The organism is Tenacibaculum sp. SZ-18 (assembly GCF_002813915.1).
GTDB lineage: Bacteria > Bacteroidota > Bacteroidia > Flavobacteriales > Flavobacteriaceae > Polaribacter.
Genome location: NZ_CP019335.1, coordinates 2,866,823 through 2,879,331, shown reverse-complemented (window position 1 = coordinate 2,879,331; position 12,509 = coordinate 2,866,823). Strand labels below are relative to the sequence as shown.

12 protein-coding genes are annotated in these 12,509 nt (G+C 31.2%); all 12 read left to right on the top strand.

Annotated features, from left to right (window positions below; translation table 11 throughout):
• Positions 1-61: 61 nt before the first annotated feature.
• The 12 genes from BTO06_RS12935 (at position 62) to BTO06_RS12875 (ending at position 12,479) form a co-directional block, all read left to right on the top strand.
• Positions 62-1,453 (top strand): anthranilate synthase component I family protein, encoded by a 1,392-nt coding sequence (locus BTO06_RS12935; protein WP_100925708.1) that lies wholly within the window; start codon positions 62-64, stop codon positions 1,451-1,453.
• Between the two features lie 88 nt (positions 1,454-1,541).
• Complete coding sequence (locus tag BTO06_RS12930; RefSeq protein ID WP_100925707.1) at positions 1,542-2,123, top strand: anthranilate synthase component II; 582 nt, start codon at positions 1,542-1,544, stop codon at positions 2,121-2,123.
• 77 nt (positions 2,124-2,200) lie between these two features.
• The gene (gene trpD, locus BTO06_RS12925; RefSeq protein ID WP_100925706.1) at positions 2,201-3,187 is read left to right on the top strand and encodes an anthranilate phosphoribosyltransferase; all 987 of its coding nucleotides are present in this window, start codon (positions 2,201-2,203) and stop codon (positions 3,185-3,187) included.
• A gap of 92 nt (positions 3,188-3,279) precedes the next feature.
• Positions 3,280-4,068: an indole-3-glycerol phosphate synthase TrpC gene (gene trpC / locus BTO06_RS12920; protein ID WP_100925705.1), complete on the top strand. Its 789-nt coding sequence runs from the start codon at positions 3,280-3,282 to the stop codon at positions 4,066-4,068.
• Between the two features lie 12 nt (positions 4,069-4,080).
• Complete coding sequence (locus BTO06_RS12915) at positions 4,081-4,590, top strand: hypothetical protein (RefSeq protein WP_100925704.1); 510 nt, start codon at positions 4,081-4,083, stop codon at positions 4,588-4,590.
• Between the two features lie 17 nt (positions 4,591-4,607).
• Positions 4,608-5,201 (top strand): phosphoribosylanthranilate isomerase, encoded by a 594-nt coding sequence (locus BTO06_RS12910; protein ID WP_100926787.1) that lies wholly within the window; start codon positions 4,608-4,610, stop codon positions 5,199-5,201.
• A complete protein-coding gene (gene trpB / locus BTO06_RS12905) occupies positions 5,191-6,369 on the top strand; it encodes a tryptophan synthase subunit beta (RefSeq protein WP_100925703.1) in 1,179 nt (392 codons plus the stop codon). The genes BTO06_RS12910 and trpB overlap by 11 nt, the downstream gene beginning before the upstream one ends.
• A 10-nt stretch (positions 6,370-6,379) precedes the next feature.
• Positions 6,380-6,784, top strand: a complete 405-nt coding sequence (locus BTO06_RS12900) for a hypothetical protein (RefSeq protein ID WP_100925702.1) — start codon at positions 6,380-6,382, stop codon at positions 6,782-6,784.
• The gene (trpA, locus tag BTO06_RS12895) at positions 6,781-7,551 is read left to right on the top strand and encodes a tryptophan synthase subunit alpha (RefSeq protein WP_100925701.1); all 771 of its coding nucleotides are present in this window, start codon (positions 6,781-6,783) and stop codon (positions 7,549-7,551) included. Before BTO06_RS12900 ends, trpA begins: the two co-directional genes overlap by 4 nt.
• Positions 7,552-8,030: 479 nt before the next feature.
• Positions 8,031-8,576, top strand: a complete 546-nt coding sequence (locus BTO06_RS12885) for a TlpA family protein disulfide reductase (protein WP_157811860.1) — start codon at positions 8,031-8,033, stop codon at positions 8,574-8,576.
• 77 nt (positions 8,577-8,653) lie between these two features.
• Positions 8,654-11,830 (top strand): S41 family peptidase, encoded by a 3,177-nt coding sequence (locus BTO06_RS12880; RefSeq protein WP_100925698.1) that lies wholly within the window; start codon positions 8,654-8,656, stop codon positions 11,828-11,830.
• A 235-nt stretch (positions 11,831-12,065) separates the two neighbouring features.
• Complete coding sequence (locus BTO06_RS12875; protein WP_100925697.1) at positions 12,066-12,479, top strand: VOC family protein; 414 nt, start codon at positions 12,066-12,068, stop codon at positions 12,477-12,479.
• Positions 12,480-12,509 lie beyond the last annotated feature (30 nt).

Here is a 12,509-nt window from a genome sequence, read left to right as displayed (position 1 = left end):
TATAAATAATAACGAAAAAGGCTTATCTCATGATAAGCCTTTTTTTATTGACCAAATTAAAATGAAGCCATTACAATTTAAAACAATTTGTAAACAAAAAATAGCAGATACGGTTACTCCGGTTGGTTTGTATTTGCGTTTGAGAGACAAATATCCGAGTACATTACTGCTAGAGAGTTCAGATTATCACAGTAAAGAAGAAAGTTTCTCTTTCATATGTGTTGAACCTATAGTTTCTTTCAAAGCTGATAAAAATGATTTTACGATTTCTTTGAAAAATAAAGAGGTTGAAAAACAACCAATTGATAGAAATTTCAATGAATTATTTAAAAATTTTACGAGTCGAATCGATTTAGATTGCGATGAGAGACTAAAATCTTTTAATGGATTATATGGTTATACAACATACGATAGTGTTCAGTATTTCGAAACTATTAAATTAACTAATCCAGATGCTCCTTCTGCAATTCCAATGATGCAGTATAGCTTTTACAGATTTATTATTGCAATTAATCATTTTAATGACGAAATGCAGTTGATAGAAAACCTTGAAGTAGGAGAAGAGTCAAGATTAGAAGAGATTGAAACGATAATCGAAGCACAAGCATTCAATACGCAAAAATTTGAAATTCAAGGAGAGGAAACATCTAATGTTACGAGCGAAGATTTTATTGAAAATGTAAAACGAGCAAAGGCGCATTGCAAAAGAGGAGATGTTTTCCAATTGGTATTATCGCGTCAATTTCAACAAAAATATAAAGGAGATGAATTTAATGTATACAGAGCATTGCGTTCTATAAATCCATCACCATATTTATTTTACTTTGACTACGGAAGTTTCAAATTAATGGGGTCTTCTCCAGAAGCTCAAATTAAAATCAACAACGGAAAAGCTATTATCAATCCAATTGCAGGAACTTTCAGAAGAACTGGAGATATGGCCGAAGATATTAAGTTGGGAAAGAAATTATCAGAAGATAAAAAAGAAACAGCAGAGCATGTAATGTTAGTTGATTTGGCTAGAAACGACTTAAGTAAACATGCAGAAAATGTAACTGTTGAAGTATTTAAGGAAGTACAATATTTCAGTCATGTCATTCACTTAGTTTCTACAGTTCAAGGACAATTAATGGGAGATCCAATTAAGATTGTTGGAGATACTTTTCCGGCAGGAACGTTAAGCGGAGCTCCAAAATATAAGGCAATGCAGTTAATTGATAAATATGAAAATCAATCTCGCGGATTTTATGGAGGAGCTGTTGGAATTATGGGATTGAACGGAGATGTTAACTTGGCAATTGGTATTCGATCTTTTGTAAGTAAAAATAATGTCCTTTACTATCAAGCAGGAGCGGGAATTGTAATTCATTCAGATGAAGAAAAAGAGTTGCAAGAAGTTAATAACAAACTAGCAGCATTAAAGAAGGCGTTAACCTTAGCTGAAAAAATTTAAAACAGTCTAGAGAAGTTAGTATTCAGTAATTAGAAGAAATGATTCGAACTTAATATTAATAGCTCAGTACTCAATACTAGAAAAAAACATGAAAATATTAATCTTAGATAATTACGATTCGTTTACCTATAATTTGGTTCACATGGTGGAGAAAATTACGGACAAGTATCCAGATGTATATAGAAATGACGAAATCACAGTTGAAGAAGTTGGAGATTATGATTTAATTATGTTGTCTCCTGGACCAGGAATTCCTGATGAAGCTGGAATCTTAAAAGAGGTCATCAAAACCTATGCAGGAAAGAAGCCAATTTTTGGTGTGTGTTTAGGATTACAAGCAATCACAGAAGTATTCGGTGGAACTATAATAAATATGAACGAAGTTTTTCATGGTGTGGCTACAGATATGAAGGTTACCAAACCAGAAGCGGTAATTTTCAAGGATATTCCTGAAGTTTTTCCAGCGGCACGTTATCATTCTTGGATTGCTTCTAATGAAGATTTACCTGCAGATTTGGAGGTGACGGCAATTGATGAAGATGGAGGAATTATGGCAATCCGTCATACAAAACATCAAATTAGCGCTGTGCAATTTCATCCAGAAAGTATTCTAACAGAAGTGGGAGAGCAATTAGTTCGCAATTTTATTAATTCAGTTTCTAAAAATTAAAATGTCATTACGAACGAAGTGAAGTAATCTTTTGAAAGAGATTGCCTCGTTTAAACTCGCAATGACCAGCTTATAGTATGAAAGATATTTTAAACGATTTGTATCAGCACAAACGATTAACAAAAAGTGAAGCAAAACAGATTTTAATTGATATTGCTAAAGAACAATATAATGATGCGCATTTAGCTTCTTTCTTAACTGTATTTATGATGCGTCCGATAACTGCTGAAGAATTAGCAGGATTTAGAGAGGCATTATTAGAATTGGCAATTAAAGTTGATTTATCTGAGTTCAATACCATTGATATAGTTGGAACAGGAGGAGATGGAAAAGACACGTTTAATATTTCTACTTTAACTTCATTTGTAGTTGCAGGAACTGGACAAAAAGTGGCTAAACATGGAAATTATTCTGTTTCATCAAAGTCGGGTTCTTCTGATATGTTAGAGAGTTTTGGGTATGAGTTCACAAATGATGAATCGGTGCTAAAAGGACAGCTAGAAAAAGCAAATATTTGTTTTTTACATGCTCCGAAATTTCATCCAGCAATGAAGGCAGTAGGTCCAATTCGTAAGGCTTTAAAATTAAAGACATTTTTCAATATGTTGGGGCCTTTGGTAAATCCAAGTTTCGCTCAAAATCAATTGTTGGGTACATTTAATTTAGAAGTAGCTAGATTATACAATTATATCTTACAAGAAGAAGGAACAAATTACGGAATTGTTCATGCTTTAGATGGATATGATGAAATCTCATTAACTGGAGGATTTAAATTATTTACAAAGCAAGGTGAGCAATTAATAACTCCAGAAGATTTAGGAATTCAACGTGTTGAACAATCAGATATTTACGGAGGAAATTCTGTAGAAGAAGCAGCAAAAATTTTCAAAACAATTTTAAATGGTGAAGGTACAGAAGCGCAAAATAGTGTTGTGCTTACAAATGCTGCCTTTGCATTAACAATAATAGACTCAAATAAAGACTTTTCAGCTGCTTTTGAAGAAGCAAAATCTTCATTATTCGGAGGGAAAGCAAAAGAGTGTTTACAAAAATTAGTGAGTTAAATAAACTATTGTCATTACGAGGAAGAATGACGAAGTAATCTCAATAAAAAGATTGCTTCACTTTATTCGCAATGACGTAATTATTAGATGAAATGACAATTTTAGAAAAAATTATAAATTTTAAAAAGCAGGAAATAGCTAAAATAAAGTCTGAAGTTCCTGTTAAAAAATTAGTAGAAAGTCCAAAGTTTAAAAGAACTCCAATTTCTTTAAAAGCTTCGTTAACAGAAGAAGGTTCTACAGGAATTATTGCAGAATTTAAAAGGCAATCTCCTTCGAAAGGAATTATCAACGATCAGGTCTCTGTTAATGAAGTAACAAACGGATATTTAGATGCAAATGTTGCAGCGCAGTCAATCTTAACGGATACTTCTTTCTTCGGAGGAACAATGGCAGATTTAATGGAGGCAAGAACTGTTAATAATATCAAGCCAATTTTGCGCAAAGATTTCGTTGTTGATGGTTTTCAAATTGTAGAAGCGAAGGCTATTGGAGCAGATGTGATTTTGTTAATTGCAGCTTGTTTAACTGCAGAAGAAATTAAGAATTATGGACAATTAGCTAACGATCTTGGGTTAGAGGTTTTATATGAAGTTCATAACCAACAAGATTTAGATAAAATTTCTGATTTAGATAATAAGATTATAGGAATCAATAATCGTGATTTAAAAACTTTTAAAGTTGATTTAGAACATTCTATCAATTTGGCGAACCAAATACCAAGTTCGGCGATCAAAGTTTCTGAAAGCGGAATTAGCAATCCAAGAATTGTTACAGGATTAAAAGAGTACGGTTTTCAAGGGTTTTTAATCGGAGAAAACTTTATGAAAGAAGAAAATCCGGGAGAAGCTTGTTTAGACTTTATAAATCAAATCAGATAATAATACAATAGTTTGAGAATAGAGAATTATAAAATAGCTGATTGGGAGGTTCTAGAAACAGGTGTTTTCTTAGATGAAAATGAAGGTTGGATCTTAATAAAATCTATTCCTAGTGACTATCAACTGGATGGGTTTAAATTACTGAATAAGAATCATATTGTAGAAATATCAAAAGTTGAAAACTCTAGCGTAATCCAAAAGGTGATAGAATTAAAAGAAATTAAAGTTCAAAATCCAAATGACTTTAAATTTGATAATACTATTGAAATTTTAAAAAGGTTAGAAGCAAAATACGGTTGTTTTGAGTTTCAAGATGAAGTTGAGGAAGAATTATTTTATGGGACATTAGGGGAATATGATGATAAAAGTTTTTCAATAGATTTTATAAAATCAGATGGGACTATAGATTTAGATTTCGATGAAGTTTTCGAAATGAAAGATATACGTACTATTTCTTTTGAATCTAACTATTTTAATTCAATAAGTCTATTGTATAATCACTGTAAAAAGAACAGGAAATGAAGCTAAAAGTTTGTGGTATGAAATACGTAGATAATATTCGGCAAGTTGCTGAATTAAAACCTGATTATTTAGGTTTTATTTTCTACGAAAGGTCCAAAAGAAACTTTGAAGGTATTATACCTGAAATTCCTAAAGGAATAAAAAAAACAGGTGTATTTGTAAATGAATATTTGGAAATTTTAGTTTCACTTGCTGAAGAGTATGAGTTAGAAGCTTTACAATTGCATGGGGATGAATCCGTAGCCTATATTCAAGAAATAAAAAAGCATTTACCAAAAGTTGAAATCATTAAAGTTTTTGGAATTAAAGACACTTTTGATTTTTCAATTCTTGAAGCATACGAATCAGTAGCTGATTATTTCTTGTTTGATACTAAAGGAAAAGAAAGAGGAGGAAATGGAGTGGTATTTGATTGGACAGTGTTGAAAAATTATCCTTCAACCAAGCCATTTTTTCTAAGTGGAGGAATTGGTTTAGAAGAAGTAACTGCTGTAAAAGAAATAAGTAAAACTAATTTGCCAATTTATGCCATTGACGTAAACAGTAAATTTGAAACAGAACCAGGTTTAAAATCTATAAAAAAACTTAAAAAGTTTAAAAATGAAATATAATCCAGACAAAAACGGTTATTACGGAGAGTTTGGGGGAGCGTTTATTCCAGAATTATTATATCCAAACGTAAAAGAACTAGAAGACAATTATATTAAAATTATAGAGTCTGAATCTTTCCAAAAGGAATACAAAGCTTTATTGAAAGATTATGTTGGACGTCCAAGTCCGTTGTATTATGCAAATCGCTTATCTGAAAAATATGGAGCTCATATTTACTTAAAGCGTGAAGATTTAAATCATACAGGTGCACACAAGGTAAACAATACAATTGGTCAAATCTTAATTGCAAAGCGTTTAGGAAAGACTCAAATTATTGCAGAAACAGGAGCAGGTCAACATGGTGTTGCTACAGCCACAGTTTGTGCTTTAATGGATGTAGAATGTATCGTTTTCATGGGAGAAAAAGACATCGAACGTCAGGCTCCAAATGTTGCTCGTATGAAAATGTTAGGTGCAAAAATTGTTCCTGCTACAAGTGGAAGTAAAACCTTAAAAGATGCAACAAACGAAGCAATTCGTTATTGGATTCAAAACCCAGAAACTTTTTATTTAATTGGTTCTGTTGTTGGTCCGCATCCACATCCAGATATGGTAGCTCGTTTACAAGCAATTATTTCAGAGGAAATAAAATGGCAACTAAAGGAGAAAACTGGAAAAGAAAATCCTGATACCATTATTGCTTGTGTTGGTGGTGGAAGTAATGCAGCCGGAGCTTTTTATCATTATTTAGAAGATGAAGAAGTAGAGTTAATTGCTGTTGAAGCTGCCGGTTTAGGTGTTGATTCTGGAGAAAGTGCTGCAACATCTCAATTAGGAGAAGTAGGTGTAATTCATGGAAGTAAAACTATTTTAATGCAAGATGAATATGGACAAATTGTTGAGCCATATTCAATTTCTGCTGGATTAGATTATCCTGGAGTTGGACCTTTACATGCATTTTTGTTTGATTCTAAAAGAGCAACGTTCATGAATGCTACAGATAAAGAAGCATTACAGTCGGCTTTCGAATTAACTAGATTAGAAGGGATTATTCCAGCTTTAGAAACTGCTCATGCCTTTGCAGTACTTCCAAAGTTGAAATTACAGTCAGATCAAGTTATAGTGATTAACTTATCAGGTAGAGGAGACAAAGATTTACAAACTTATGTAAAGCATTTAGAAGAATAACTATTATTTTATGTTATCATTTTTTAAACCAATACCAATCTATATTCTTTTCTATATAGACAAAATAAAAGTATATAGACTAGATAATGGATTGTTTATTGAAAGAAATGCAGTTATTCCATTTTCAAATTCGAAAATATTATTTGCAAATTTTACAGAAGGGGAACGTTTTTTAAGCTCATTAATTAGTGAATTAGTTCCAAGATTAGGAAGTTTTTTTTCACGTTCTTTAATTGTTTTAGCACATCAAATAGAAATGATAAATGAAGGATTGTCGCAAGTAGAAGAAAGAGCTTTAATTGATGCAATTCGACACAGCTCAGCAGTAGATGTTTTTGTCATAGAAGGAGGGAATGAATTAACGAAAGATCAAGCTTTACAAAAACTTAAAATGTATCAAGAAACAAAACAATGAATTCAATTCAACAAATATTTCAAAAGAAAGATAAAAACCTTTTATCTATATTTTTTACAGCTGGGTTTCCAGATTTAAATGGAACGGAAAGAATTATTTCGCAATTAGGTAGTAACGGAGTTGATTTTATCGAAGTTGGTTTACCTTATTCAGATCCTTTGGCGGATGGACCAACAATTCAGCATAGTAGTTCTGTAGCATTAAAAAATGGAATGAATTTAGATGTTGTTTTCGAACAACTTCAAGCTTTAAAAGATATTAATACAACACCATTAGTTTTAATGGGATATGTAAACCAAATTATCAAATACGGAGAAGATGCTTTTTGTCAAAAAGTAATTGATTGTGGCGTTGATACTGTGATTATTCCTGATTTACCAATGGTTGAATATGAAACACATTATAAAGCTTTATTCGCGAAGTACGGAATTACGAATGTGTTCTTAATCACACCAAAAACTCCAGATGAGAGAATTCGTAAAATAGATGAGTTAACAGAAGGTTTCATTTACATGGTAGCTTCTTCATCAATTACAGGAGCAAAAGGTGAAATTTCTCAACAGCAAATTGATTATTTCGAAAGAATTAAATCAATGAACTTAAAAAGTAAGTTAATTATTGGATTTGGTATTTCTGATAATGCAACTTTTACAAAAGCTTGTGAATATGGAAATGGAGCGATTATCGGATCTGCTTTTATTAAGAGTTTAGACAAAGATGGAGTGGAGGGAACAGCAGGCTTTATTAAAAGTATAAAAGGAGAATAATTTTAGGAATTTTATAAATAAAAGCCTCACTAAATTAATTTAATGAGGCTTTTGTATAATTTTCTTATTTTCATTTGACTTCTTCTGAATTGGTAAATTCTTTAAATAAATAGATACTCCCGTGGTTTACGTGCCCGTAAGTTATTTTTTTAAAAAAAGTTCTTGCAAATTTTACAATAGAACTCTTTGAATGTTACTCATTACTTTGAATTTAACAACGAGGAAAATCAGCTTGTACTTTTCAGTATAAATAATAATAGAATTACTTTTTTTTTCCCTTTTTGATAGGAACATGTTTTATAATCGTGAATTTAAATATTCATTTTTGTTTGTACAACTAATTTACGGTAAACTGTCATTTTTACACTTGAAATTATACAAAGTTTTAACTAGACTTTATAACATTTTAATGTCAGTTTTCACGAACTTAAAAGACAAAGAAGTAAGCATAAGTTTTGGAAATTTAATTGGAATTTACATTGAAAAAATATATCACATTATCTAATATAATTTTTGTTCTAGCTATAGCATTATTATTATATAAGCCAAGCAAGGTTTGGTTAATAAGGCAAGTGGCATTTAGTCCTTCAATAGAGAAGGTCGAAAAAAGTGCTCGTGTATTTAATTATAATTGGCAATTAAAAGGATTAAATACAAATGATATTAACTTTACAGAATTCAAGGGAAAGGTAGTATTCTTAAATTTCTGGGCTACTTGGTGTCCGCCATGTATAGCAGAATTACCTTCAGTTCAAAAGTTTTATAATGATTACCAAGATAAAGTTGCATTTATTTTTATTACATCTGAGGATTCAGAAGCTATCATAAAGTTTTTTAAAGAAAACGAGTACGAATTTCCTGTATATCAATCAAACAGTATATTAAATGAATTACCTCCTGTAAATTCGATACCAAGAACATTTGTATTAGATAAAGAAGGTAATATAAGAATTGATAAATCTGGTGCAGCAAATTGGAGGAGTAAAAGTTTTTTAGATTTTATAGATGAAGTGTTAGTTGATTGATTTTTTTGTTAAAAAATCCCTAAAAAAAATATTTCTCCTCAGTAAAGTTTTAAATTCGTCTTAAAATCAACCAAATAATGAAATTTAAAGGTATACTTCTTTTAGTAGTAGGTCTTATTTTAAATAAGTCTATTGCCCAAAATTTAATTCGTAACCCACAAATAAGTCCCGATGCAAGTACAATAGCTTTTAGTTATTATGGAGACATTTGGGTTTATAATGTCAACTCAAAATTATCCAAAAGACTAACAATAAATAAAGGTTACGACAGTAATCCAATTTGGAATTTAAATGGTACTAAACTTGCTTTTGCTTCGAATAGAAAAGGAAATACAAATGTTTTTACAACGACACTTCAAGGTGGAATTCCAAAACAATTAACGTATTATCCAACATCAAATACACCAACAGATTGGACAAAGGCAGGAGACGTTGTTTTTACAACAAAAAGAGTCTATGCAGGGCCAGAATGGGATCAACAAATTTATGAAGTAAACGAAAATGGAGGAACTCCTGAACGTTTCTTAACTGCTTATGGATCTGATGCAGTCATTGCACCAAACGGTCTAGTCGCTTATGTAAAAGGCGCATGTAGAGTTGCTAGAGAAGATTACAGTGGTTCTGCGCAAAGAGATATTTGGATTTTCAATCCAAAAACAAAAAATTACATTCAAATTACAACGAGTAATAAAAATGATCATAATCCAGCTTGGGATTCTAACAATAATTTATACTATTTAGGAGCTGAAAGTGGACGATATAATATCTACAAGCAAAAAGTTTCTGCGGATGGAAACACAAGTGGAAATCCAGAACAATTAACCAGTTTAAAAGTGGATGGTGTTCGTTCGTTTTCTGTAAGTAAAAGTGGTGCAATTGTGTACACTAGCGGAATTGAAACATTTTTATTAAAAGATGGAAAAACAACTAAACTATCTATTGATGTAATCTCTGATAATCTTTTTGCAGAAGAGAGTGTTTCTACTATGAGAAATGGAGCAAATGACTTTGCAATTTCTCCAAATGGTAAGAAAATAGCCTTGAACATCGCAGGAGAGATGTTTGTGAAACATAACGATAAAGAAAAGAAACATGCTAACAATGTAACTAAAGACTATCATAGAGATAATGGTGCAGGTTGGTTAGATGATAAAACAGCAATATACTTATCTGATAAAGATGGAAGTTTCCAGATTTATAGCGTTCGTTCAGCAGATGATAAAGTTGGATTAGAAAGATCATTAAAATTAGAGCACAATAAGTTAACAAAAGAAAAAGAAGATGTAGCTTATTTTGTTGTATCTCCTGATAGAAAGAAGATTGCTTACGGTGTTGGTAGAGGTAAATTAATTGTAGCTGATATCAAAGATGGTAAAATAGAAAATAGAGAAGTTTTTATTGATAGTTGGACAGATGCAAGTGGTTTATCTTGGAGTCCAGATAGTGAATACATCGCATACTCATTAGAAGATTTGAATTTTGATAGCGAAATATTTATTCATTCCGTAAAAGATAAATCGAAGCAGATGAATGTTAGTATGCATCCAAGAAGTGATACAAGTCCTGTATGGAGTCAAGATGGTAAAAAATTAGCTTTCTTATCTAATAGGAGTGGTTTAAATTACGATGTTTGGATGGTTTGGTTACAAAAAGAAGATTGGGAAAAAACAAAAACAGATAGAGATCAGGGTGATTATTATATAGCTGAAGAACCTAAAAAAGACAAAAAAGAAGGAAAGGATGCTAAGAAGAAGGATAAGAAGCCAGCAAAGAAAAAGATAACTGTTACTATAGATGAGGACAGATTATATGAAAGATTAGTTCAAGTAACATCATTATCAGATAATGAATACAGTATGGCGTTTAGTGCTGATAGCAAAAATATTTATTTCTCTGCAACAGATCCTTCTACAAAAAGAAGAAATTTATATAAAGTAAAGTGGGATGGAACTGCCCCAAAAATAGTGAAAGGAGCTTCAGGTTTCTTTAATTTATCTTTTCAAAACGGGAAATTATACTTTACCTCTAGAGGGGTTTTAAAAGAACTGAATACAAAATCTGATAAAATAACTTCATTACCTCATACTGCAATTGTAAAGAAAAATGTTCTGAAAGAAAGAGAACAAATATTTGATGAAGGAATTCGTGCGTTAACTGCAGGGTTTTATGATCCAAATTTCCATGGATACGATTGGAAATCACTAGTAAAAAAATACAAGCCTTGGGTTTTAGCTGCCACTACGCATGAAGATTATACTTACATGTTTAATTTGTTATTAGGTCAGCTAAATGCAAGTCACATGGGGTATAGAGGTTTTGCTCCAAGAAATGAAAGTGAGAAAATTGGTTTACTCGGTTTAGAGGTTAAAAATGTAAGTAATGGAGTTAAAGTTGAATACGTACTTTCTAATTCAGTTGCTGATAAAATTAAAAGTAAATTAAACGTTGGAGATGTAATTACTTCTGTTAACGGAACAAAAATTGATTCGAAAACAAATTTCTATAGCTTACTAAAGAATACAATTAATAATGAGATTTTATTGACTTTAGCCTCTGGGAAAGAAGTCGTGTTACGTCCGCAAAGAACTTTAAACACTTTACAGTATGAAGAGTGGATTGAATCAAGAAAAAAGCTTGTAGAAAAATATTCAAACGGACAATTAGGTTATATCCATATTAGAGGAATGAGTATGCCGAGTTTTGAGCGTTTTGAAAGAGAATTAAAAGCAAGCGGTTACGGTAAAAAAGGTATTGTAATTGACGTAAGATATAATGGTGGAGGTTGGACAACGGACAGATTAATGGCTGTGTTAAATGTAAAACAGCACGCCTATACAATTCCAAGAGGAGCTGCAAAATCTTTAAAAGATCATAAAAAGTTTACAGGAAATTACCCATTCAATGAAAGAGCAATTTTATCGGTAAACACAAAACCTGTAGTTGCGTTATGTAATGAGAATAGTTATTCAAATGCAGAAATATTTTCACATGCATTTAAAAATTTAGGTCTCGGTAAGTTAGTAGGACAACCAACTTTTGGTGCTGTAATTTCTACAGGAGGACAAAGTTTACAAAACGGATATATTCGCATGCCGTTCAGAGCTTGGTTTGTAAAAGCTTCAGGGAAAAATATGGAGAATGAGGCGCCAGCTGTTCCAGATTATTTAATCAAAAATGCTCCAGGATGGAAAGAAAGAGGAGAAGATGCTCAATTGAAAAAAGCAGTAGAAGTATTATTACAAGATATAAACTAATTCTGTTTCAATATATTTCTAGAGATATAAAGCTTCGGATTTTCCGAGGCTTTTTTATTTCCCAACAAGTAAATGTTAAATTAATTGCTTATCTTTTTTTGTCCAAAATGTTAATAATAATTTATTTAAGAATTTACTCCTAAATATAATAGAAGTTTTAAGCTCCCAATTTATTTAAAAGTTATTGTCATAAACTTTGTAGTTTTTACATAAAATAAACTTAAAACAATAGTGTATGAATTCATGTTTTCACGTGTCACTTCCTTGTAAAAACATCGAAGAGACAATTAATTATTACAAAAATCAATTAGAGTCAGTAATCGGAAGAAAAACTAAGAATTGGGTAGATATTAATTTATTCGGGCATCAATTAACTTTTGTTCTTACTGAAAATTTTGATTTTCAGTTTCCCTTTTATTCATTAGATGATGAAGAGTTACCATCTTTTCACTTTGGAGTAATATTAGAAAGTGATGAATGGGAAAACACTTATGATAGAATTAACAGTCAATGGATGTTTGATACCGTGGTGAAAAAAACATTTTTTGAAGACAAAAATGGAGAGCAAAATACCTTTATAGTTCAAGATCCAAACGGGTATTACATAGAGTTTAAAACTTTTAGAAGAAAAGACGAGATGTTCATATAAATTTTAAACAATTAGTGTAGTCATACCATT

Coding starts and splice junctions, on each gene's coding strand:
- BTO06_RS12935 (WP_100925708.1), top strand. CDS start 62: ATGAAGCCATTACAATTTAAAACAATTTGTAAACAAAAAATAGCAGAT.
- BTO06_RS12930 (WP_100925707.1), top strand. CDS start 1,542: ATGAAAATATTAATCTTAGATAATTACGATTCGTTTACCTATAATTTG.
- trpD (WP_100925706.1), top strand. CDS start 2,201: ATGAAAGATATTTTAAACGATTTGTATCAGCACAAACGATTAACAAAA.
- trpC (WP_100925705.1), top strand. CDS start 3,280: ATGACAATTTTAGAAAAAATTATAAATTTTAAAAAGCAGGAAATAGCT.
- BTO06_RS12910 (WP_100926787.1), top strand. CDS start 4,608: ATGAAATACGTAGATAATATTCGGCAAGTTGCTGAATTAAAACCTGAT.
- trpB (WP_100925703.1), top strand. CDS start 5,191: ATGAAATATAATCCAGACAAAAACGGTTATTACGGAGAGTTTGGGGGA.
- BTO06_RS12900 (WP_100925702.1), top strand. CDS start 6,380: ATGTTATCATTTTTTAAACCAATACCAATCTATATTCTTTTCTATATA.
- trpA (WP_100925701.1), top strand. CDS start 6,781: ATGAATTCAATTCAACAAATATTTCAAAAGAAAGATAAAAACCTTTTA.
- BTO06_RS12880 (WP_100925698.1), top strand. CDS start 8,654: ATGAAATTTAAAGGTATACTTCTTTTAGTAGTAGGTCTTATTTTAAAT.
- BTO06_RS12875 (WP_100925697.1), top strand. CDS start 12,066: ATGAATTCATGTTTTCACGTGTCACTTCCTTGTAAAAACATCGAAGAG.